Origin of the sequence: Pseudomonas sp. W2I6 (assembly GCF_030815935.1) — a bacterium.
In the GTDB taxonomy this organism is placed as follows: domain Bacteria; phylum Pseudomonadota; class Gammaproteobacteria; order Pseudomonadales; family Pseudomonadaceae; genus Aquipseudomonas.
Map to the genome: position 1 here is coordinate 3,599,976 of NZ_JAUSXJ010000001.1, position 23,782 is coordinate 3,623,757.

Here is a 23,782-nt window from a genome sequence, read left to right on the forward strand (position 1 = left end):
GACTTCCCCGCACCTGGCTTACACTTATTTCAAAGCTTATCCGAGGGTTGATCATGACCGAGCTGGCGCGTTTGAAGTTTTATGCCACTCAACCCCACTCATGCAGCTATCTGCCCGATGAGCAGGCCACCACGCTGTTCCTCGACCCCAGCCAGCCGATGGACGTGCATGTGTATGCCGATTTGTCGGAAATGGGCTTCCGGCGCAGCGGCGACCACCTTTACCGGCCGCACTGCCAGAACTGCAACGCCTGCGTACCGGCGCGCATCCCGGTGGCGCAGTTCCTGCCGGACCGCAACCAGAAACGCATCCTGAAGCGCAACGCCGACCTGACCGTTACCGCCACCAAACCCGGCTTCAGCGAAGAATATTTCGACCTTTACCAACGCTACATCGAACAGCGCCACGCCGACGGCGACATGTTCCCGCCCAGCCGCGACCAGTTTTCCACCTTCCTGGTGCGCGACCTGCCCTTCTCGCGCTTCTATGAGTTTCGGCTCGAGGGACGACTGGTGGCGGTCGCCGTGACTGACCTGCTGCCCAATGGCCTGTCGGCGGTCTACACCTTTTATGAGCCCGCCGAGGAACGGCGCAGCCTGGGACGCTTTGCGATCCTGTGGCAGATCGGTGAAGCCTTGCGCCTGGAATTGGAGGCGGTGTACCTCGGATACTGGATAAAAAACTGCAAAAAGATGAACTACAAGACCCAATATCGGCCCATTGAGCTGCTAATTAACCAAAGATGGGTCACGTTGAACTAGAACCTCTTGGCTTAAACACCCTTTTTCGGGCACAATGCACGCCGCTTTTGCCTGGCGCAGTTGCACCGGGCCATTCACTGGATACCGAGGGCTTTACTGCATGTCGAAAGAAGACAGCTTCGAAATGGAAGGCACTGTCGTCGACACCCTGCCCAACACCATGTTTCGTGTGGAGTTGGAAAATGGGCACGTCGTAACCGCGCATATCTCCGGCAAGATGCGCAAGAACTACATTCGTATTCTTACCGGTGACAAAGTGCGCGTCGAACTGACGCCCTATGACCTGAGCAAAGGGCGCATCACTTACCGCGCCCGTTAATCAAGTCAATACAAAACGCCCGGTTATGCCGGGCGTTTTTGTGTGCGCGCTATTTAACAGTCACCACTTGACCCTGTGGGAGCTGGCTTGCCTGCGATAGCGGTCTCTCAGTAACTGCATGCTTGGCTGGCCCACCGCTATCGCAGGCAAGCCAGCTCCCACAGTTGATCTTCACCGGTCGATAGATATCGACCCCACCCGTCTATCCAGGCAGCAAAAAGGCGCCTCTCGGCGCCTCTTTGTTTTGTTGCGTCAGCTATCAGGCCATTTCAGCCGTGGTTTCGAAGTCGAAGGTCAGCTCGCCGTCCTTCAGATCGATGTGCACCACGCCACCATGGTCTGCCAGTTCGCCAAACAGGATCTCTTCCGCCAGTGGGCGCTTGATCTTGTCCTGGATCAGGCGAGCCATTGGCCGAGCGCCCATTGCCGCGTCGTAGCCACCTTCCGCCAGCCAGTTGCGCGCCGCGTCCGAGACTTCCAGCTGCACGCGCTTGTCTTCCAACTGCGCCTGGAGCTCGGTGAGGAACTTGTCCACCACGCTTTTGATGACCTCATGGCTGAGGCGACCAAACTGGATGATGGTGTCCAGGCGGTTGCGGAATTCCGGCGTGAAACTCTTCTTGATCACTTCCATGGCGTCGGAAGAGTGATCCTGATGAGTAAAGCCAATGGAAGCCCGCGCGGCCGTTTCGGCACCGGCGTTGGTGGTCATGATCACGATCACGTTGCGGAAGTCCGCCTTGCGCCCGTTGTTGTCGGTCAGGGTGCCGTGGTCCATGACCTGCAACAGCAGGTTGAAGACTTCCGGGTGCGCCTTCTCGATTTCATCGAGCAGCAGTACGCAATGTGGCTGCTTGGTGATCGCCTCGGTCAACAGGCCGCCCTGGTCGAAGCCGACGTAGCCCGGAGGCGCACCGATCAGGCGCGACACGGTGTGACGCTCCATGTACTCGGACATGTCGAAACGCACCAGCTCGATACCCATGGCCTTGGCCAATTGCCGCGCCGCTTCGGTCTTGCCGACGCCGGTAGGCCCGGCGAACAGGAACGAACCGACCGGCTTGTCCGGCGACTTGAGGCCAGCGCGGGACAGCTTGATCGCGGTGGACAGCGAGTCGATCGCCGCATCCTGACCAAACACGGTCAGCTTGAGGTCGCGCTCCAGGTTACGCAGCAGCTCCCGATCGGAGGTGTTGACGTGTTTTGGCGGAATCCGCGCGATCTTCGCCACGATATCCTCGACCTGAGGCACGTCGATGCGTTTCACACGCTTCTCTACCGGCTGCAGGCGCTGGTAGGCACCCGCCTCGTCGATCACGTCGATGGCCTTGTCCGGCATGTGCCGGTCATTGATGTAGCGCGATGCCAGCTCGGCGGCTGCACGCAGCGCCTCATCGGTGTACTCGATGCCATGGTGCGCTTCAAAGCGCCCCTTGAGCCCGCGCAGGATGCCAATGGTGTCTTCTACCGAAGGCTCGGACACATCCACTTTCTGGAAGCGGCGCGCCAGGGCGCGGTCTTTTTCGAAGATCCCGCGGAATTCCTGGAACGTGGTCGAACCGATGCAACGGATATCGCCCGAAGACAGCAGCGGCTTGAGCAGGTTCGACGCATCCATCACGCCACCGGAAGCCGCACCGGCACCGATGATGGTGTGGATTTCGTCAATGAACAGGATCGCCTGCGGGCGTTTTTTCAGCTCGCCGAGCAACGCCTTGAAGCGCTTCTCGAAATCGCCACGGTACTTGGTCCCGGCGAGCAATGCGCCCAGGTCAAGGGAGTAGACGACGCTGTTGGCCAGCAGGTCGGGCACCTGGTTATCAACAATGCGTTTGGCCAGGCCTTCGGCAATCGCGGTTTTACCCACGCCTGCCTCACCGACCAACAACGGGTTGTTCTTGCGGCGACGCGCCAGGATCTGCGCCACGCGCTCAACTTCCAGCTCACGCCCCACCAGCGGATCGATCCGCCCCTGGCGCGCCAGTTCGTTGAGGTTGCTGGCATAAGCGTCCAGCGGGTTGCTCGAAGAAGAAGACTCACCGCCCTCGTCATCCTGCATATCCTGCTCACCTTCCGAGTGATCGCCATGCCCCGGCACCTTGGAAATGCCATGGGCGATGTAGTTGACGACATCAATACGGGCAACGCTTTGCTGCTTGAGCAGGAACACAGCCTGGCTTTCCTGCTCGCTGAAGATCGCCACGAGCACATTGGCCCCTGTGACTTCGCGCTTGCCGGAGCTCTGTACGTGGAAAACGGCACGCTGCAGTACCCGCTGGAAGCCCAGGGTTGGCTGGGTCTCGCGGTCCTCGTCATGAACGGGGATCAACGGCGTGGTGGAGTCGATAAACTCCTGCAGGTCATGCTTGAGTTTGTCGAGATTGGCACCACACGCACGCAGTACGGTGGCGGCAGCTTCGTTATCCAAAAGTGCCAGCAGCAGGTGTTCGACGGTCATGAATTCATGACGCTTCGAACGGGCCTCCTTGAAGGCAAGATTGAGGGTGACTTCGAGCTCGCGGTTTAACATAGCTTCACCTCATACCCAAGTGGTCGGAGTTAACCGTCCTTCTCGATTTCACAGAGTAGCGGATGCTGGCTTTCCCTGGCGTACTGGTTGACCTGCATGGCCTTTGTCTCGGCGATGTCGCGGGTAAACACTCCACATACTGCCCGTCCTTCTGTGTGAACGGCCAGCATTACCTTGGTCGCCAACTCGCGGTTCAGGTTAAAAAACACCTCGAGCACTTCGACGACGAAATCCATCGGTGTGTAGTCATCATTGAACAAAACCACCTTGTACATCGGCGGCGCCTGTAAAGCAGGCTTGGCCTCCTGGACAGCAATGCCTGCAGAACCGTCGTCGTCTTCTTGATGATCCGGGCGATCCTGATTGAATGTTAGTCGAATCTGGCTGATTGCATGCATGGAAAGAAAGGTTCGTCAGTGGTTCAAATACAGTGGTGGGGGCGACCTGTCAGAATTTCAACTCTGACCGACTGGTCGCCTTGACTATCGGCAAATCAGTGTTACAACCAATAGAACCCACAGTGGGTAAAAAAGGTCCGCGCAGTCAACCTTATTTATTCGGGTTAGGACGGATAAACTGGATGATACTCCAGTGATGGAGTCTGGTGCAGAGGGATATGGGCATGGCGAGCGGTAAGGTCAAGTGGTTCAACAATGCCAAGGGTTACGGCTTCATCAACGAAGACGACAAGACTGACGACCTATTTGCGCATTACTCGGCTATCCAAATGGATGGCTACAAGACACTAAAGGCAGGGCAACCGGTTTCCTTCGACATCATTCAGGGACCCAAGGGCTTGCACGCAGTGAATATCAGCGCTCCAGTCAGCGCCACTACCCCCAAAGAGGGCGTCGCTCAAAAATCAAAAAGACAGCTGGCCTGATCAGCCACTGAGCAAACGCTCTAAAAAAAACCGGCCCATCAGGCCGGTTTTTTTACGCCCCTGTATCAGCTTACATATGCGAAATCAGCGCATCCCCGAACGCCGACGACGACAGCAACTTGGCGCCGTCCATCAAGCGGTGGAAGTCATAGGTCACGGTCTTGGCCGAAATTGCGCCGTTGGTGCCCTTGATGATCAGGTCGGCCGCTTCGGTCCAGCCCATGTGGCGCAACATCATTTCCGCCGACAGGATCAGCGAACCCGGGTTGACCTGGTCTTTGCCGGCATACTTCGGCGCAGTACCGTGGGTGGCTTCGAACATCGCCACGGTGTCGGACAGGTTGGCGCCCGGCGCAATACCGATACCGCCCACTTCCGCCGCCAGGGCGTCGGACAGATAGTCACCGTTAAGGTTAAGGGTGGCGATCACGTCGTATTCGGCCGGGCGCAGCAGGATCTGCTGGAGCATGGCGTCGGCAATGGCGTCCTTGACCACCACATTCTTGCCGGTGCGCGGGTTCTTGAATTGCATCCACGGGCCGCCATCCAACAGGGTCGCACCGAACTCTTCGGCCGCCACTTCGTAGGCCCATTCCTTGAAGGCACCTTCGGTGAACTTCATGATGTTGCCTTTGTGCACAATGGTCAGCGAGTCGCGGTCGTTATCCACGACATACTGCAAGGCCTTGCGCGCCAGGCGCTTGGTGCCTTCCAGGGACACCGGCTTGATGCCGATCCCGCAGTTCTGGTCGAAACGGATCTTGGTGACGCCCATCTCTTCCTTCAGGAACTTGATGACCTTGATCGCTTCCGGGGAGCCGGCTTTCCACTCGATGCCGGCGTAAATATCCTCGGAGTTCTCGCGGAAGATGGTCATGTCCACATCGCCTGGCTTCTTGACCGGGCTTGGCACGCCTTCGAACCAGCGCACCGGGCGCAGGCACACATAAAGGTCGAGCTGTTGGCGCAGGGCAACGTTCAGCGAACGGATACCGCCACCGACTGGGGTGGTCAGCGGGCCCTTGATGGAAACCACGTAGTCCTTGACCGCATCCAGGGTTTCCTGGGGCAGCCAGGTGTCCTGGTCGTAAACCTGGGTGGCCTTTTCGCCGGCATACACCTCCATCCAGGAGATTTTGCGCTTGCCGCCATAAGCCTTGTTAACAGCTGCATCGACCACCTTGATCATCACCGGGCTGATGTCGACGCCAATACCGTCACCCTCGATGAAGGGGATGATCGGGTTGTCAGGAACATTGAGAGAATGGTCTGCATTGACGGTGATTTTGTCGCCGACTGCCGGAACCTGAATCTTCTTGTATCCCATGCTGAACTCCATCTATGGATTGAACATCTGGCTGCGTTCGAGCCTACTCCAGATAAATGAGGACTGAAACCTCAGGCCCTGCACATTTGCGTCGAAAACAGCATATTTAGCGGCCTACAAGCTTGAAAGCAAAGGGAAAAGCGCCAATCTTGAGCACATCATGCGACTTTAGGCGCAACCCGCTGCCTGCGACCTTTAGACCAATGGACGACACACCTTTTGTATGAAGGCTCGGCGTAAGCATAGCGACCTATGTATAATGCCGCCGCTGACCAAAGAGTCACGACGGCCGACCGCTCTAGACAGACGCCCTCCGCCAGAAAAGCCGAGCTACTACAGTAGCTCACCCGCTTGACGCTCGACTGATGCAACCCAACATCACCGCGAAGAAACTTCGACATTTCGCTCATGGATGACTTTGAACGAACGCGCTTTACCCGGCGCATCTCGAGTTTCTGCGCATGCTTTCAGCAAAGAAGAGAGTTAATCCGAATATGCCCACCCGCTCGAAGATCATCTACACCTTCACCGACGAAGCACCAGCCCTCGCCACCTATTCACTGCTGCCTATCGTAGAGGCCTTCACCGCTTCCGCTGATATTGCCGTGGAAACCCGCGACATTTCCCTGGCCGCGCGCATCCTCGCAAGCTTCCCCGAGCAACTGGGCGCCAAGGCCGTGCCGGACCACCTCGCCGAACTGGGCGACCTGGCCGTTACCCCTGAAGCCAACATCATCAAGCTGCCGAACATCAGTGCCTCGACCCCTCAGCTGCAAGCTGCGATCAAGGAACTGCAGGCCCAGGGCTACGCCCTGCCGGACTACCCGGAAACCGTAACCACCGACGCGGAAAAAGAAACCCGTGCACGTTACGACAAGGTCAAGGGCAGCGCCGTGAACCCGGTACTGCGCGAAGGCAACTCCGACCGCCGCGCCCCGCTGTCGGTCAAGAACTACGCTCGCAAGCACCCGCACAAAATGGGCGCCTGGGCTGCCGACTCCAAGTCCCACGTTGCCCACATGAGCACCGGCGACTTCTACGGCAGCGAGAAAGCCGTTCAGATCGAAGGCGCTGATGCCGTCAAGATCGAACTGATCGCCAAGGACGGTACTGCTACCGTGCTGAAGGAAAAAACCAGCGTACAAGCTGGCGAGATCATCGACACCGCCGTGCTGAGCAAGAAAGCCCTGCGCAGCTTCATCGCCGCTGAAATCGAAGACGCCAAGAAACAAGGCGTGCTGCTGTCGGTTCACCTGAAAGCCACCATGATGAAGGTTTCCGACCCGATCATGTTCGGCCAGATCGTTGCCGAGTTCTATAAAGACGCGCTGGCCAAGCACGCTGTGGTGCTGGAGCAGATCGGCTTCAACCTGAACAACGGCATCGGCGACCTGTACGCTCGCATCAAGGCCCTGCCGGCCGATCAGCAAGCGCAGATCGAAGCCGACATCCAGGCGGTATACGCTGCTCGCCCTTCCCTGGCGATGGTCAACTCCGACAAAGGCATCACCAACCTGCACGTGCCGAGCGACGTCATCGTCGACGCATCGATGCCTGCCATGATCCGTGACTCCGGCAAGATGTGGGGCACCGACGGCCAGCTGCACGACACCAAGGCTGTGATCCCGGATCGCTGCTACGCCACTATCTACCAGGCAGTGATCGAAGACTGCAAGGCCAATGGCGCCTTCGACCCAACCACCATGGGCAGCGTGCCAAACGTTGGCCTGATGGCGAAAAAAGCCGAAGAGTACGGCTCCCACGACAAGACCTTCCAGATCAAGGCTGACGGCGTAGTCCGCGTCACCGACAGCAAGGGCAACCTGCTGATGGAACAGGCTGTTGAAGCCGGCGACATCTTCCGCATGTGCCAGACCAAAGACGCGCCGATCCAGGACTGGGTCAAACTGGCCGTCAACCGCGCCCGCGCCAGCAACACCCCGGCCATCTTCTGGCTGGACCCACAGCGCGCGCACGACGGCGTCGTGGTCGAGAAAGTTCAGGCTTACCTGAAAGACCACAACACCGAAGGCCTGGACATCCGCATCATGTCGCCGGTCGACGCGATGAAGTTCACCCTGGAACGCACCCGCAAGGGCCTGGACACCATCTCGGTGACCGGCAACGTTCTGCGCGACTACCTGACCGACCTGTTCCCGATCATGGAACTGGGCACCAGCGCCAAGATGCTGTCGATCGTGCCGCTGATGAACGGTGGCGGCCTGTTCGAAACCGGCGCTGGCGGCTCGGCTCCGAAGCATGTGCAGCAACTGGTTGAAGAGAACTTCCTGCGCTGGGATTCCCTGGGCGAGTTCCTCGCCCTGGCCGCATCCCTCGAGCATTTGGGTGTGACGTACAACAACCCGAAAGCCCTGGTACTGTCCAAGACCCTGGACCAGGCCACCGGCCAGTTCCTCGACAACAACAAGTCGCCATCGCGCAAAGTCGGCAACATCGACAACCGCGGCAGCCACTTCTACCTGGCGCTGTACTGGGCTCAAGCCCTGGCGGCCCAGACCGAAGACACTGCACTGCAAGCGCAGTTTGGCGAACTGGCCAAGACCCTGACCGCGAATGAGGCAACCATCGTTGCCGAGCTCAACGCTGTCCAGGGCAAGCCAGTGGACATCGGTGGCTACTACGCACCGAACGCCGAGCTGACCAGCAAGGCCATGCGCCCAAGCGCCACCCTCAACGCGGCAATCGCTGCGCTGGTGTGATGCCTTGAGGTGCCGCCGCACGAGGATCGCTGACTGATCCTCGTGCGGCAGGAAAATCCGGAATTCGAAAGGATTCCGGATTTTTTTTGCCTGTTTTTCAGGAACGGGCGCAGTCCTTGCTTTGTCTTCTTATTGTTCCAACCCTCAAAGAACAATAAATAAGGACGTTCCCATGCCAAGAAACCTCCTACAGGCGCTGACCTGCTCCTCGGTCCTGGCCCTGCTGACGGCCTGCGCAGGCACTTCAAGCCCCTACCCCCACGCCCAGGAACCGATCGGCGACGTACAGACCATGTACGACGGCAAACTCAGTGAACCCGACGCTGTCAGCACCTTCCGCAACATTGATCGCCTGTTCCCGGTACGCACCATCAAGGCCGGTGGCCACCCGTTTCCACTGCCGCACAGCAGCCAACCGCTGGGGCCAGTGGCCTTCGACTATGAAGGCAAACGCTACAGCCTCGACGACTACGTCGCCCTCAACCGGGTAACAGGCCTGCTGGTGATCAAGAACGGCCAGGTCGTTACTGAACGCTACGAAAAAGGCAACACGCCGGACACCCGGTGGATGTCGATGTCGGTGGCCAAGTCGATCACCTCGACCCTCGTGGGCGCCGCGCTGCAGGACGGCTCGATCAAAAGCCTGGATGACAAAGTCACCCAATACCTGCCCGCACTCGCCGGCAGTGGTTACGACCAGGCCACCGTACGCCAGGTCCTGGCGATGCGCTCCGGGGTCAAATGGAGTGAGAAATACGCCGACCCGACGTCAGACCGGCGCATGATGCTCAAGCTGCAAACCGAACAGGTGCCCGGCTCCGCCCTCAAGTTCATGGCCAGCCTGCCCAGCGCCGCGCCGCCCGGCACCCGCACCAACTACAGTACCGGCGAGACCCAAGTGCTGGGCCAACTGGTCAGCGCCGCGACGGGCAAGCCACTTGCGCAATACCTGAGCGAGAAGATCTGGGCGCCCTACGGCATGCAAACCGACGCCAACTGGTGGCTCGATGGCCCCAATGGCAACGAAGTCGGCGGCAGCGGCATCAGTGCAACGCTGGAAGATTACGGGCGCTTCGGACAGTTCGTACTCAGCGGCGGCAAAGCCGGCGACAAACAGGTCCTGCCCCAGGGCTGGATGAGCTTCGCCAGCGCCACCACCGGCACCGACCCGGCGTACGGCGACTTTGCCTCCATGTGGTGGCCCGCCTGGACCGCCGCCTCGAAGGCGGACAAGGCCTTCACGGCTGCCGGCATTTTCGGGCAGTTTGTCTACATCAATCCCACGCAGAACGTGGTGATCGTCGTATGGCAAGCGCAAACCAAAGCCACCGGCGGTGAAGTGATTGATGACATGGTCGCCTTCGACGCGATCACCAAGGCCGCGAAGTAACCGACAGGGGCGCTCTCGGCGGGCGCCCCTGTATGATGTTTCTCTGATTTCTCGAGACTCTCCCATGACCTGGCTCCCCCACATCACCGTCGCCACCATCGTCGAAGACAACGGCCGCTTCCTGATGGTCGAAGAACTCAAGGGCGGCCGCGCCGTGCTCAACCAGCCCGCCGGCCACCTCGACCCGAACGAAACCCTGACCGAGGCCGCCGTGCGCGAAACCCTCGAAGAGACCGGCTGGGACGTCGAAGCCACCGGGATTGTCGGGATTTACCTGTACACCGCTCCCAGCAATGGCGTGACCTATCAGCGCGTATGCTTCATCGCCAAGGCCCTGCAACACCACCCGGACTACCCACTGGACGACGGTATTCTGCGCGCCCGCTGGCTGACCCGTGACGAATTGATGGCCCTGCGCGAAGACTGGCGCAGCGAGCTGATTATCCGCTGCATCGACGATTATCTGGCCGGCCAACGCCACAGCCTCGAATTGATCCGCCCTTCTCTTTAGCCTTGCAGACGCGAGCCTGCTAGAATCGCGTCCTTTTTAAAGACTCCCGTTGAAATCCTATGCGTGATCCAGCCCCTTCTGACACACAAAAGAAGCGCGTCATCGTCGGTATGTCCGGCGGCGTGGATTCTTCCGTTTCCGCCGTTCTGCTCATGGAGCAGGGTTATGAGGTGGAAGGCCTGTTCATGAAGAACTGGGAAGAAGACGATGGAACGGAATATTGCACCGCCATGGACGACTTGGCGGATGCCCAGGCCGTCTGCGACAAAATCGGCATCAAGCTGCACACCGCCAACTTCGCCGCCGAGTACTGGGACAACGTGTTCGAGCACTTCCTGGCCGAATACAAGGCCGGTCGCACGCCGAACCCGGACATCCTGTGTAACCGCGAGATCAAGTTCAAGGCGTTCCTCGACTACGCGATGATCCTCGGTGCCGATCTGATTGCTACTGGCCACTACGTGCGCCGTCGCGACATCGATGGCCGCACCGAGCTGCTCAAGGGCCTGGACGCCAACAAGGACCAGAGCTACTTCCTGCACGCCGTCGGCGGCGAACAGATCGCCAAGACCCTGTTCCCGGTGGGCGAGCTGGAAAAACCCGAAGTGCGCGCCATTGCCGAGAAACACGGCCTGGCCACCGCCAAGAAGAAGGATTCCACCGGGATCTGCTTTATCGGCGAGCGCCGTTTCAGCGACTTCCTCAAACAGTACCTGCCGGCGCAACCGGGCGAGATCAAGACCACCGAAGGCGAGATCATCGGCCGTCACCACGGCTTGATGTACCACACCATCGGCCAGCGCCAGGGCCTGGGCATCGGCGGCTTGAAAGACGCCGGCGAAGAGCCGTGGTACGTGCTGGTCAAGGACCTGGAGCACAACGAGCTGATCGTGGGCCAGGGCAATGACCACCCATGGCTGTTCTCCCGTGCCCTGCTGGCCTCGGACATCTACTGGGTCAACCCGGTGGACCTCAGCAGCCCGCGCCGCCTGACGGCCAAAGTGCGCTATCGCCAGAGCGACCAGCCCTGCACCCTGGAAAAAACCGCCACCGGCTATCGCGCCACCTTCGACGACCCGCAGCGCGCCGTAACGCCGGGCCAATCGGTAGTGTTCTATGACGGAGAGATTTGCCTGGGGGGCGGTGTGATCGAAGTTGCCGAACCCTGGAGCAGCCAGGCATGAGCCCGACCCAGGAGCAACTGACGGCACTGGGCGGCGTGTTTCTCGCCGCGGTGCTGGTGGACAAGATCGCCAAGACCGGCCAGGTCACCGAGGCCGGCCTGACCTGCATGCTCGGCAGCCTGCTGATCCGCGACCCGAAGGACACCCTGGAAGTGTACGGCGGCGACGACCTGGCCCTGCGCGAAGGTTATCGCGCACTGGTCGGCGCCCTCGAGCGCGACCCAAGCACCTTGCAGCGCGAGCCGCTGCGCTACGCCCTGTCGATGCTCGGCCTGGAGCGTCAATTGGCCAAGCGCGACGACCTGCTGGACACCATCGGCAAGCGCCTGCCGCAGATCCAGTCCCAGGTCGAGCATTTTGGCCCGGCCCACGAAAACGTGATCGCAGCCTGTGGCGCCCTGTACCAGGACACCCTGAGCACCTTGCGCCAGCGGATCCAGGTGCACGGCGATATGCGCAACCTGCAACAACCGAACAACGCCTCGAAAATCCGCGCCCTGCTGTTGGCCGGTATTCGTTCGGCGCGGTTATGGCGCCAATTGGGCGGTCATCGCTGGCAGTTGGTGGTCAGCCGACGCAAATTGCTGAAAGAGCTTTACCCGTTGATGCGCAACGAATAAGTCGCAGCAACCGATTTTTTTATAGCCCCACGCGTAATACGCCGGTCAGTTGGCAACGGACCGGCGGATTTTTTCATGTATGATACGCGCCCCATTTCGTTGCCCGACTGTCCGAGAACACCCCATGCAGCTTTCTTCGCTCACTGCGGTTTCCCCTGTTGACGGCCGCTACGCCGGCAAAACCCAGGCCCTGCGCCCTATTTTCAGCGAATACGGCTTGATCCGTGCTCGTGTTCTGGTTGAAGTGCGCTGGCTCCAGCGCCTGGCCGCTCACCCTGGCATCAGCGAAGTGCCGGCGTTCTCTGCCGAAGCCAACGCTGTGCTGAACGCCCTGGCGGAAAACTTCGCTCTGGAGCACGCCGAGCGTGTCAAAGAGATCGAGCGCACCACCAACCACGACGTTAAAGCCATCGAATACCTGCTCAAAGAGCAAGCGGCCAAGCTGCCGGAACTGGCCAAGGTCAGCGAGTTCATCCACTTTGCCTGCACCAGCGAGGACATCAACAACCTGTCCCACGCCCTGATGCTGCGCGAAGGCCGTGATGACGTGATGCTGCCACTGATGCGCCAGACTGCCGACGCCATCCGCGAACTGGCGATCCGTTTCGCCGACGTTCCGATGCTGTCGCGCACCCACGGCCAGCCGGCTTCGCCGACCACCCTGGGTAAAGAACTGGCCAACGTGGTGTACCGCCTGGAGCGCCAGATCGCTCAAGTCGCGGCCGTACCGCTGCTGGGCAAGATCAACGGCGCCGTAGGCAACTACAACGCCCACCTGTCGGCCTATCCTGAGATCGACTGGGAAGAAAACGCCCGCGCCTTCATCGAAGACGAACTGGGCCTGGGTTTCAACCCGTACACCACGCAAATCGAACCCCACGACTACATCGCCGAGCTGTTCGACGCGATTGCGCGCTTCAACACCATCCTGATCGACTTCGATCGCGATATCTGGGGCTACATCTCCCTGGGCTACTTCAAGCAGCGCACCATTGCCGGCGAAATCGGTTCATCGACCATGCCGCACAAGGTCAACCCGATCGACTTCGAAAACTCCGAAGGCAACCTCGGGATCGCCAACGCCCTGTTCCAGCACCTGGCCAGCAAGTTGCCAATTTCCCGCTGGCAGCGCGACCTGACCGACTCCACCGTACTGCGCAACCTCGGCGTGGGCTTCGCCCACAGCGTGATCGCGTACGAAGCCAGCCTCAAAGGCATCAGCAAACTGGAGCTCAACGAGCAGAAGATCGCCGCTGACCTGGACGCTTGCTGGGAAGTCCTGGCCGAGCCGATCCAGACCGTGATGCGCCGCTACAACATCGAAAACCCGTACGAGAAGCTCAAAGAGCTGACCCGCGGCAAGGGCATCACCTCCGAAGCGCTGCAAACTTTCATTGACGGCCTGGACATGCCAGCCGCCGCCAAGGCCGAGCTGAAACTGCTCACCCCGGCCAACTACATCGGCAACGCTGTGGCTCAAGCCAAACGCATCTGATAGAAGCTTGACCCCTTGAGACGCCCGGCAGCGCCGGGCGTTTTTATTCCCGTCTGAAAAGTGATTTTTTTCAATAGGTTACACATGAATCCTGACATTCCTCTTCAACTTCTGGGCGGCATCACGGCACGGGAATTCCTGCGCGACTACTGGCAGAAAAAACCCCTGCTGATCCGCCAGGCCATCCCTGACTTCGAAAGCCCGATCGACGCCGACGAACTGGCCGGCCTGGCGCTGGAAGAAGAAGTCGAGTCGCGCCTGATCATCGAACACGGCGAACGCCCGTGGGAGTTGCGCCGCGGCCCGTTCGCCGAAGATGCCTTCAGCACCCTGCCCGAGCGCGAGTGGACCCTGCTGGTGCAGGCGGTCGACCAGTTCGTGCCGGAAGTGGCCGAACTGCTGGAAAACTTCCGCTTCCTGCCAAGCTGGCGCATTGACGATGTGATGATCAGCTACGCCGCCCCGGGTGGCAGCGTGGGCCCGCACTTCGACAACTACGACGTGTTCCTGCTGCAAGGTTCCGGCAAGCGCAACTGGAAGATCGGCCAGATGTGCAACTCCGAAAGCCCGCTGCTGCAACACGCGGACCTGCGCATCCTCGCTGAATTCGAAGAGACCGCCGAATGGGTGCTGGAACCGGGCGACATGCTCTACCTGCCGCCCCGCCTGGCCCACTGCGGTGTGGCCGTGGATGATTGCATGACCTACTCCGTAGGCTTCCGCGCCCCGAGCGCCGCTGAAGTGCTGACCCACTTCACCGACTTCCTCAGCCAGTACCTGACTGACGAAGAGCGCTACACCGACGCCGATGCCCAGCCGGTCAGCGACCCGCACCAGATCCAGGGCGACGCCCTCGACCGCCTGAAAAGCCTGTTGGCCGAGCACATGAGCGACGAGCGCATGCTGCTGACCTGGTTCGGCCAGTTCATGACCGAGCCGCGCTACCCGGAACTGGTCGCCGGCCCGGAAGTGGAAGAAGAAGACCTGCTGGGCAGCCTGGAAAACGGCGCCGTGCTGATCCGCAACCCGAGCGCCCGCCTGGCCTGGTCCGAAGTCGACGACGACCTGCTGCTGTTCGCCAGCGGCCAGAGCCGCCTGTTGCCGGGCAAGCTGCGGGAACTGCTGAAGCTGGTGTGCGCCGCCGACGCCCTGCACATCGACAACCTCGGCCCATGGCTGGCGGATGAAGATGGCTGCGCCCTGCTGTGGGAACTGGTCAAGCAAGGGAGCCTGGGGTTTGCCGATGAATAAGATTCACGTAAGTGTCGCGGACTGGCAAAAGGATATCGCCGAGATACGGCGCATTCGTGAAGCGGTATTTATCGCTGAACAATCGGTTCCACCGGAGCTGGAATGGGATGCAGACGACGCGAGTGCCGTGCATTTCCTGGCGTTCGAAGGCGACTTTCCCATCGGTACTGCACGCCTGCTGCCTACCGGCGAGATCGGCCGCGTGTCGGTTCTCAAGGACTGGCGCGGCCTGAAGGTCGGCGACAAGCTGATGGAAGCGGTGATCGGCGTGGCCGAGAAACGCGGCCAGACCCGGCAGATCCTCAGTGCACAGGTCCATGCGGCGCCGTTTTATGAGCGCCTGGGCTTCAAGATTGTCAGCGATGAGTTCCTGGAAGTCGGGATTCCTCACGTTGATATGGTGCGCGAGGGCTGATCCGAGACCGCGCCGCGCCCTTCGCAGGCAAGCCAGCTCCCACATTCGATCCAGTACATCCCTTGGAATGAGGTCAAATGTGGGAGCGGGCTTGCTCGCGAAGGCGCCATCAGCAACACCTCAAAAGGCCCTGCCATCCCCCGATGCCAGGGCCTTTTGCCGTCCAGGATTCAACTTGCGCCCCGCCAGGCCGACAAACTGGCAATATCTAGCCTAAATGACTCGCAGAGATAACGGACATGTCCCTACGCACCCTGCTCACCCTGTTGCTCCTGGCCACCAGTTTCTCGGTGATGGCCGCCACCGAAGTCGTGCCCCTGAGCAACCGCACCAGCGCCGACCTGCTGCCGGTGGCGCAGAACTTTATCGGCAAGGACGGCACCGTCAGCGCCTACGGCAACCAACTGATCGTGAATGCCGAGCCCGACAAGATCCAGGGCCTGCGCGCCCTGCTCGCGCAACTGGATACGCCTTCCAAACGCCTGTTGATCACCGTCGACACCAACGAAAACAACCAGCAGAGCAACGGCAACAATCAAACACAGGTCATCACCTACAGCACCGAAAGCCGTGACGGCGGGATCCAGCAGATCCAGGCCAGCGAAGGCGTGCCCGCGCTGATCCAGGTCGGCCAGAGCGTGCCCCTCACCACCACCCAGCCCGATGCCTACGGCCGCCCGCAGAACCAGACCCAGTATCGCAACGTAACCCAGGGCTTTTACGTGACGGCCAGCGTCACCGGCGAGACCGTTCACCTGAGCATTAGTACCAATCGTGACCGCATGAGCCAGGAACGTCCCGATGTAGTGAACGTGCAAAGTACCGACACAACTGTCAGCGGACGCCTGGGCGAGTGGATCACCCTGGCCGGGATCAATCGCCAGACCCAGGCCGACAAAACCACTACAACCCGCAGCTACTCTACTCAGGGGCGCGATGACCTGACCTTGCGGGTCAAAGTCGAGACCCTGAACTGAAGCACCAAAAACTGACTGGCAAGTCGTATTAGACTAAAGATGTAGTGCTTGAAAAAAAGCACTACAAAACATTTGACGATCCAAAAAAGCATGGGCATGATGGCCTCGCTCCCGCTAATCAGGGGCCCTGGCAAGGGCCTTCGGATCGTCGCTCAAAGCCACCCACCTGAGCCGATTCGTGTCTGTACCGCCCACAAGGTGTGTTTGACGAGGTTGCGACTGGAACGAAGTTGTCCCGAGGGACGGAAGCTAACCAGGTAACCCGGCAACACACTGATGGATCGTACAAAGGCCCACGACGCCCGAAGACTGTTCGCAGTTCGCCCTTACCTGCTCAACTCCCCCTTGAGCCACTCGTTCATCCCGTCGCCTTCCCCGCCAAGCCTGACTTGACCGCCTAAGCTTCTGGTCAGCGAGCAGCCATAACCACGCACTGATTACGTGGCTGGCAAATGGAATTTTCCACCTAGACCTATGCGACGAGGTTTTTCCCCATGGCACTGACACGCGAACAGCAAATTGCAGCCCTTGAAAAAGACTGGGCTGAAAACCCACGCTGGAAAGGCGTGACCCGCGCTTATTCCGCTGCTGACGTCGTCCGCCTGCGTGGCTCGGTTCAACCTGAGCACACCTTTGCAAAACTCGGCGCCGAGAAGCTGTGGAAGCTGGTCACCCAGGGTGCCAAGCCGTCCTTCCGTCCCGAAAAAGATTTCGTCAACTGCATGGGCGCCCTGACTGGCGGCCAAGCGGTTCAACAGGTCAAAGCCGGTATCCAGGCGATCTACCTGTCTGGCTGGCAAGTGGCAGCGGACAACAACTCCGCTGAATCCATGTACCCCGACCAATCGCTGTACCCGGTGGACTCCGTGCCAACCGTGGTCAAGCGCATCAACAACTCGTTCCGCCGTGCCGACCAGATCCAGTGGAAAGCCGGTAAAGGCCCGGGCGATGAAGGCTACATCGACTACTTCGCACCGATCGTTGCAGACGCTGAAGCCGGTTTCGGTGGCGTACTGAACGCCTACGAGCTGATGAAGAGCATGATCGAGGCAGGCGCTGCCGGCGTTCACTTCGAAGACCAGCTGGCTTCGGTGAAGAAATGCGGCCACATGGGCGGCAAGGTACTGGTTCCAACCCAGGAAGCTGTTCAAAAGCTGACGGCTGCTCGTCTGGCTGCTGACGTTGCTGGCACTCCGACCATCATCCTGGCCCGTACCGATGCCAACGCGGCTGATTTGCTGACCTCGGATTGCGACCCGTACGACCAGCCGTTCGTGACTGGCGAACGTACCCAGGAAGGTTTCTATAAAGTGCGCGCCGGTCTCGACCAGGCGATCGCTCGTGGCCTGGCCTACGCGCCGTACGCCGACCTGATCTGGTGCGAAACTGCCAAGCCGGACCTCGACGAAGCCCGCCGCTTTGCCGAAGCCATCAAGAAGGAATACCCGGATCAACTGCTGTCCTACAACTGCTCGCCTTCCTTCAACTGGAAGAAGAACCTGGACGACGCGACCATCGCCAAGTTCCAGCGTGAACTGTCTGCCATGGGCTACAAGCACCAATTCATCACCCTGGCCGGCATTCACAACATGTGGCACAGCATGTTCAACCTGGCGCACGACTACGCCCGCAACGACATGACTGCCTACGTGAAGCTGCAGGAACAAGAGTTCGCTGATGCTGCCAAGGGTTACACCTTTGTGGCGCACCAGCAGGAAGTGGGCACCGGTTACTTCGACGACATGACCACCGTGATCCAGGGCGGCACCTCGTCCGTGACTGCGCTGACCGGTTCGACCGAAGAAGAGCAGTTCCACTAAATACTGAGTACACGGCCACTGCGGCCCCACGGAAGACCTAACCGCAGTGCCGCACAGCAATCACGCCCCGACTGGTTCGGGGCGTTTTTTTGCACTGATGAAACCCTGCCTGACACAACACAGATCAAAATGTGGGAGCGGGCTTGCTCGCGAATGCGGTGTATCAGTCAACAGATTCATTGGCTGACCCACTGCATTCGCGAGCAAGCCCGCTCCCACAAGGGGAATGTGTGCATTCTGAAAATTTGTGCAAAACATTGATCTAGAGCGGTATCTGCATCAACCAGATCGGTTAAAAGATCTCCGTCAGCAACTAAGCGACAATCTAGCAAGTAACGGCAACTTCCCCCGCCACACGAGAAACATTCGCTTAAACCCCACGCAAACAATATTCATTATCATTTAGAGCATGAAAACTTCTTTACCGGTTAAACAAAACACAATTCGTGAAAAGCCCGCTAATGCCCGCAGCACAAGGGCTACAGCCCCAAGAAGGTGCACTATGTCCTTATTCCATCGAATAATTTCGCTATAGGAATTTTACTTGCCCGGTGTTTAGCCATAAAATCACCGCGATTGATTGCGCTGCGACATATCGTCACTGCATCGTTACTTTTTCGAGCTCAGAGACCTTTGCTCTCTGTTAAGGATTTCCAGCATGACCGAAGCGACAGGACTCATGGCCCACAACTGGGGCTTTGCCATTTTCCTCCTCGGTGTAGTCGGCCTTTGCGCCTTCATGCTCGGCGTCTCCAGCCTCCTCGGGTCAAAAGCCTGGGGCCGCAGCAAAAACGAACCGTTCGAGTCCGGCATGCTACCTACAGGTGGCGCCCGCTTGCGGCTCTCAGCCAAATTCTATCTGGTCGCGATGCTCTTCGTGATCTTCGACATCGAAGCCCTTTTTCTCTTTGCCTGGTCTGTGTCCGTCCGCGAAAGCGGCTGGACCGGATTCGTCGAAGCCCTCGTTTTCATAGCAATTCTGTTGGCAGGCCTTGTCTACCTATTTCGAGTGGGCGCCCTTGACTGGGCTCCGGAAGCTCGTCGCAAGCGGCAAGCGAAGCTGAAACAATGAGGCTTTGGCGATGCAATACAATCTCACCAGGATCGACCCGGATGCTCCTAACGAGCAGTACCCAATCGGCGAACGGGAAACCGTTTCCGACCCGTTAGAAGACCAAGTCCACAAAAACATCTACATGGGCAAGCTGGAAGACGTGCTGAGTGGCGCGGTCAACTGGGGACGTAAGAACTCCCTGTGGCCGTACAACTTCGGTCTGTCCTGCTGCTACGTGGAAATGACCACCGCCTTCACGGCGCCCCACGACATCGCGCGCTTTGGCGCCGAAGTTATCCGGGCATCGCCGCGTCAGGCGGATTTCATGGTTATCGCCGGTACCTGCTTTATCAAGATGGCGCCGATCATTCAGCGTCTCTACGAGCAAATGCTCGAGCCAAAGTGGGTTATCTCCATGGGTTCGTGCGCCAACTCCGGTGGCATGTACGACATCTACTCCGTGGTTCAGGGGGTGGACAAGTTCCTGCCCGTGGACGTCTACGTGCCTGGCTGCCCGCCCCGCCCTGAAGCATTTCTGCAAGGCTTGATGCTGTTGCAGGAATCGATTGGCAAGGAGCGTCGCCCACTTTCCTGGGTTGTCGGAGATCAAGGCGTATACCGCGCCGAGATGCCGTCACAAAAGGAACAGCGCCGCGAACAGCGTATTCAGGTAACCAACCTGCGCAGCCCCGACGAAGTCTGATCCAGAACCGCTTCTTTTATAGAACGAAAACCTGGCTTCATTCTTTACGTTGACCGAAAGCGATAAAAAACCATGACTACAGGCAGTGCTCTGTACATCCCGCCTTATAAGGCAGACGACCAGGATGTGGTCGTCGAACTCAACAACCGTTTTGGCCCTGACGCCTTCACCGCCCAGGCCACACGCACCGGCATGCCGGTGCTGTGGGTGGCGCGTGCCAGGCTCGTCGAAGTCCTGAGCTTCCTGCGCAACCTGCCCAAGCCGTACGTCATGCTCTATGACCTGCATGGCGTGGACGAGCGCCTGCGCACCAAGCGCCAGGGGCTGCCGAGCGGCGCCGACTTCACCGTGTTCTACCACTTGATGTCGCTGGAACGTAACAGCGACGTGATGATCAAGGTGGCCCTCTCCGAGAGCGACCTGAGCGTTCCGACCGTGACCGGTATCTGGCCCAACGCCAACTGGTACGAGCGTGAAGTGTGGGACATGTTCGGCATCGACTTCCCGGGCCACCCGCACCTGACGCGCATCATGATGCCGCCGACCTGGGAAGGTCACCCGCTGCGCAAGGACTTCCCTGCCCGCGCCACCGAATTCGATCCCTTCAGCCTGACCCTCGCCAAGCAACAGCTTGAAGAAGAGGCTGCACGCTTCCGTCCGGAAGACTGGGGCATGAAGCGCTCCGGCACCAACGAGGACTACATGTTCCTCAACCTGGGCCCGAACCACCCTTCGGCTCACGGTGCCTTCCGCATCATCCTGCAACTGGACGGCGAAGAAATCGTCGACTGCGTGCCTGACATCGGCTACCACCACCGTGGTGCCGAGAAGATGGCCGAGCGTCAGTCGTGGCACAGCTTCATCCCGTACACCGACCGTATCGACTACCTCGGCGGCGTGATGAACAACCTGCCGTACGTGCTCTCGGTCGAGAAGCTGGCCGGCATCAAGGTGCCGGACAAGGTCGACACCATCCGCATCATGATGGCCGAGTTCTTCCGGATCACCAGCCACCTGCTGTTCCTGGGTACCTATATCCAGGACGTCGGCGCGATGACCCCGGTGTTCTTCACCTTCACCGACCGTCAGCGTGCGTACAAGGTCATCGAAGCCATCACCGGTTTCCGCCTGCACCCGGCCTGGTACCGCATCGGCGGCGTCGCCCACGACCTGCCGCGTGGCTGGGAACGCCTGGTCAAGGAATTCATCGACTGGATGCCCAAGCGTCTGGACGAGTACCAGAAAGCCGCCCTGGACAACAGCATCCTCAAGGGCCGGACCATCGGCGTCGCCCAGTACAACACCAAAGAGGCCCTGGAATGGGGCGTCACCGGTGCTGGCCTGCGTTCCACCGGTTGCGATTTCGACCTGCGTAAAGCACGCCCGTACTCCGGCTACCAGAACTTCGAATTCGAAGTGCCGCTGGCGGCCAACGGCGATGCCTACGACCGCTGCATCGTGCGCGTCGAAGAAATGCGCCAGAGCCTGAAGATCATCGAACAGTGCATGCGCAACATGCCGGAAGGCCCGTACAAGGCGGATCACCCGCTGACCACGCCGCCGCCGAAAGAGCGCACGCTGCAACACATCGAAACCCTGATCACGCACTTCCTGCAGGTTTCGTGGGGCCCGGTGATGCCGGCCAACGAATCCTTCCAGATGATCGAAGCGACCAAGGGTATCAACAGTTATTACCTGACGAGCGATGGCGGCACCATGAGCTACCGCACCCGGATTCGTACGCCAAGCTTCCCGCACCTGCAGCAGATCCCTTCGGTGATCAAAGGTGAAATGGTCGCGGACTTGATTGCGTACCTGGGTAGTATCGATTTCGTTATGGCCGACGTGGACCGCTAAGCATGAATAGCACGCTTATCCAGACAGACCGTTTCACCTTGAGTGAAACCGAGCGCTCGGCCATTGAGCACGAGCTGCATCACTACGAAGACCCGCGCGCGGCGTCGATCGAAGCCTTGAAGATCGTCCAGAAGGAACGTGGCTGGGTGCCGGACGGCGCCCTCTACGCCATCGGCGAGATCCTCGGCATCCCCGCCAGCGACGTTGAAGGCGTGGCGACGTTCTACAGCCAGATCTTCCGCCAGCCGGTCGGCCGCCACATCATTCGCGTGTGCGACAGCATGGTCTGCTACATCGGTGGCCACGAGTCCGTGGTCAGCGAGATCCAGAGCAAGCTGGGCATCGGCCTGGGCCAAACCACTCCGGACGGGCGCTTCACGCTGCTGCCGGTGTGCTGCCTGGGCAACTGTGACAAGGCGCCGGCGTTGATGATCGACGACGACACATTCGGCGACGTGCAGCCTGCTGGCGTCACCCAATTGCTCGAGGGCTACCCATGACCCTGACTTCCTTCGGTCCTGCCAACCGCATCAAGCGGTCGGCCGAGACTCACCCGCTGACCTGGCGCCTGCGTGACGACGGCGAGCCTGTATGGCTTGACGAGTACCAGGCCAAGAACGGTTACGCGGCCGCGCGCAAAGCCTTTGCCGACATGGCCCAGGACGACATCGTCCAGACCGTGAAAGACGCAGGCCTTAAGGGCCGCGGCGGTGCAGGCTTCCCCACGGGTGTCAAGTGGGGCCTGATGCCGAAAGACGAATCCATCAACATCCGCTACCTGCTGTGCAACGCGGATGAAATGGAGCCGAACACCTGGAAAGACCGCATGCTGATGGAGCAACTGCCCCATCTGCTGATCGAAGGCATGCTGATCAGTGCCCGCGCGCTGAAAACCTACCGTGGCTACATCTTCCTGCGTGGCGAATACACCACCGCCGCCAAGCACCTGAACCGTGCCGTGGAAGAAGCCAAGGCCGCTGGCCTGCTGGGCAAGAACATCCTTGGTTCGGGTTTCGACTTCGAACTGTTCGTGCACACCGGCGCCGGGCGTTATATCTGCGGTGAAGAAACCGCACTGATCAACTCCCTCGAAGGCCGCCGCGCCAACCCGCGTTCCAAGCCGCCCTTCCCTGCCGCCGTGGGCGTGTGGGGCAAGCCGACCTGCGTGAACAACGTTGAAACCCTGTGCAACGTGCCGGCAATCATCGGCGACGGCGTGGAGTGGTACAAATCGTTGGCCCGCGAAGGCAGCGAAGACATGGGCACCAAGCTCATGGGCTTCTCCGGCAAGGTCAAGAACCCGGGCCTGTGGGAACTGCCTTTCGGCGTGACCGCACGCGAGCTGTTCGAGGACTACGCCGGCGGCATGCGCGATGGCTACACCCTCAAGGCCTGGCAGCCAGGCGGCGCCGGTACCGGCTTCTTGTTGCCAGAACACCTGGACGCTCAAATGTACGCCGGCGGCATCGGCAAGGTGGGCACCCGTATGGGTACCGGCCTGGCCATGGCCGTGGACAACACCGTGAACATGGTGTCGTTGCTGCGCAACATGGAGCAGTTCTTCTCCCGCGAATCCTGTGGCTTCTGCACCCCGTGCCGCGACGGTTTGCCATGGAGCGTCAAGCTGCTGATGGCCCTGGAAAACGGCGAAGGCCGCGAGGGCGACATCGAGACCCTGCTGGGTCTGGTCGGTTTCCTCGGCCCAGGCAAGACCTTCTGTGCTCACGCACCGGGCGCCGTGGAGCCATTGGGCAGCGCGATCAAATACTTCCGCTCGGAGTTCGAAGCCGGCATCGCGCCTACCAGCGCCGCCGTCCCGCCTCTGGCAAGGCCGATCGTAGTCGGCGCGTAACGTTAAAAAAGGCGAAGGGTCCGCACCCGCAGCTTTCTCATGTGCTGACGCCTTCAAGGCTGTGTTGATGCACATGAATAACAAGATTCCATTAGCCACGCCCGCTGACACCG

The 23,782-nt window shown here is 59.8% G+C and carries 21 protein-coding genes; 18 read left to right on the forward strand and 3 right to left on the reverse strand.

From position 1 onward, the window contains the following. Nucleotides 1–53 precede the first annotated feature (53 nt). Both QF039_RS16825 and infA read left to right on the forward strand, forming a co-directional pair. Nucleotides 54–761: an arginyltransferase gene (locus tag QF039_RS16825; protein WP_003219609.1), complete on the forward strand. Its 708-nt coding sequence runs from the start codon at nt 54–56 to the stop codon at nt 759–761. Nucleotides 762–861: 100 nt separating this feature from the next. Next, complete coding sequence (gene infA / locus QF039_RS16830) at nt 862–1,080, forward strand: translation initiation factor IF-1 (RefSeq protein WP_002553999.1); 219 nt, start codon at nt 862–864, stop codon at nt 1,078–1,080. Between the two features lie 259 nt (nt 1,081–1,339). Here infA and clpA read toward each other — a convergent pair whose 3' ends face one another. Together clpA and clpS are read right to left on the reverse strand one after the other, a co-directional pair. After that, entirely contained in the window at nt 1,340–3,610 is a 2,271-nt protein-coding gene (gene clpA / locus QF039_RS16835; protein ID WP_003219606.1) for an ATP-dependent Clp protease ATP-binding subunit ClpA, read from the reverse strand. Nucleotides 3,611–3,639: 29 nt separating this feature from the next. Beyond that, nucleotides 3,640–4,008, reverse strand: a complete 369-nt coding sequence (clpS, locus tag QF039_RS16840; RefSeq protein ID WP_003219604.1) for an ATP-dependent Clp protease adapter ClpS — start codon at nt 4,006–4,008, stop codon at nt 3,640–3,642. 224 nt (nt 4,009–4,232) lie between these two features. Between clpS and cspD the strand changes: the two genes are divergently transcribed. Continuing rightward, on the forward strand, nt 4,233–4,493 hold the full coding sequence (cspD, locus tag QF039_RS16845; RefSeq protein ID WP_023658953.1) for a cold shock domain-containing protein CspD: 261 nt from the start codon (nt 4,233–4,235) through the stop codon (nt 4,491–4,493). 70 nt (nt 4,494–4,563) lie between these two features. Here cspD and icd read toward each other — a convergent pair whose 3' ends face one another. Beyond that, nucleotides 4,564–5,820, reverse strand: a complete 1,257-nt coding sequence (gene icd / locus QF039_RS16850) for an NADP-dependent isocitrate dehydrogenase (RefSeq protein WP_003219599.1) — start codon at nt 5,818–5,820, stop codon at nt 4,564–4,566. Nucleotides 5,821–6,314: 494 nt separating this feature from the next. On the opposite strand from icd, the gene QF039_RS16855 reads away from it, so the two are divergent. From QF039_RS16855 to nuoF, 15 genes are all read left to right on the forward strand, one after another. Then, on the forward strand, nt 6,315–8,540 hold the full coding sequence (locus QF039_RS16855) for an NADP-dependent isocitrate dehydrogenase (RefSeq protein ID WP_008431567.1): 2,226 nt from the start codon (nt 6,315–6,317) through the stop codon (nt 8,538–8,540). A 172-nt stretch (nt 8,541–8,712) separates the two neighbouring features. Further along, nucleotides 8,713–9,930, forward strand: a complete 1,218-nt coding sequence (locus QF039_RS16860) for a serine hydrolase (protein ID WP_307519602.1) — start codon at nt 8,713–8,715, stop codon at nt 9,928–9,930. A gap of 64 nt (nt 9,931–9,994) precedes the next feature. Next, nucleotides 9,995–10,441: an NUDIX hydrolase gene (locus tag QF039_RS16865; protein WP_008431568.1), complete on the forward strand. Its 447-nt coding sequence runs from the start codon at nt 9,995–9,997 to the stop codon at nt 10,439–10,441. 59 nt (nt 10,442–10,500) lie between these two features. Then, on the forward strand, nt 10,501–11,625 hold the full coding sequence (gene mnmA / locus QF039_RS16870; protein WP_003219588.1) for a tRNA 2-thiouridine(34) synthase MnmA: 1,125 nt from the start codon (nt 10,501–10,503) through the stop codon (nt 11,623–11,625). Continuing rightward, nucleotides 11,622–12,245, forward strand: a complete 624-nt coding sequence (gene hflD, locus QF039_RS16875; protein ID WP_003219586.1) for a high frequency lysogenization protein HflD — start codon at nt 11,622–11,624, stop codon at nt 12,243–12,245. The genes mnmA and hflD overlap by 4 nt, the downstream gene beginning before the upstream one ends. Before the next feature lie 124 nt (nt 12,246–12,369). After that, nucleotides 12,370–13,740: an adenylosuccinate lyase gene (purB, locus tag QF039_RS16880; RefSeq protein WP_003219584.1), complete on the forward strand. Its 1,371-nt coding sequence runs from the start codon at nt 12,370–12,372 to the stop codon at nt 13,738–13,740. Between the two features lie 84 nt (nt 13,741–13,824). After that, a complete protein-coding gene (locus QF039_RS16885) occupies nt 13,825–14,991 on the forward strand; it encodes a cupin domain-containing protein (RefSeq protein WP_003219582.1) in 1,167 nt (388 codons plus the stop codon). Further along, nucleotides 14,984–15,406, forward strand: a complete 423-nt coding sequence (locus QF039_RS16890; protein WP_003219580.1) for a GNAT family N-acetyltransferase — start codon at nt 14,984–14,986, stop codon at nt 15,404–15,406. Before QF039_RS16885 ends, QF039_RS16890 begins: the two co-directional genes overlap by 8 nt. Before the next feature lie 239 nt (nt 15,407–15,645). Beyond that, complete coding sequence (locus QF039_RS16895) at nt 15,646–16,383, forward strand: secretin N-terminal domain-containing protein (RefSeq protein ID WP_307519608.1); 738 nt, start codon at nt 15,646–15,648, stop codon at nt 16,381–16,383. Nucleotides 16,384–16,877: 494 nt separating this feature from the next. Beyond that, nucleotides 16,878–18,203 (forward strand): isocitrate lyase, encoded by a 1,326-nt coding sequence (gene aceA / locus QF039_RS16900; RefSeq protein WP_003219577.1) that lies wholly within the window; start codon nt 16,878–16,880, stop codon nt 18,201–18,203. Between the two features lie 658 nt (nt 18,204–18,861). Further along, nucleotides 18,862–19,275, forward strand: a complete 414-nt coding sequence (locus QF039_RS16905) for an NADH-quinone oxidoreductase subunit A (protein ID WP_003219575.1) — start codon at nt 18,862–18,864, stop codon at nt 19,273–19,275. 10 nt (nt 19,276–19,285) lie between these two features. Beyond that, nucleotides 19,286–19,960, forward strand: coding sequence for an NADH-quinone oxidoreductase subunit B family protein (locus tag QF039_RS16910; protein ID WP_003219572.1), 675 nt, complete (start codon nt 19,286–19,288; stop codon nt 19,958–19,960). 72 nt (nt 19,961–20,032) lie between these two features. Beyond that, a complete protein-coding gene (nuoC, locus tag QF039_RS16915) occupies nt 20,033–21,817 on the forward strand; it encodes an NADH-quinone oxidoreductase subunit C/D (RefSeq protein ID WP_093198713.1) in 1,785 nt (594 codons plus the stop codon). A gap of 2 nt (nt 21,818–21,819) precedes the next feature. Then, nucleotides 21,820–22,317 (forward strand): NADH-quinone oxidoreductase subunit NuoE, encoded by a 498-nt coding sequence (nuoE, locus tag QF039_RS16920; protein ID WP_003219568.1) that lies wholly within the window; start codon nt 21,820–21,822, stop codon nt 22,315–22,317. Next, entirely contained in the window at nt 22,314–23,669 is a 1,356-nt protein-coding gene (nuoF, locus tag QF039_RS16925; protein ID WP_003219566.1) for an NADH-quinone oxidoreductase subunit NuoF, read from the forward strand. Before nuoE ends, nuoF begins: the two co-directional genes overlap by 4 nt. Nucleotides 23,670–23,782 lie beyond the last annotated feature (113 nt).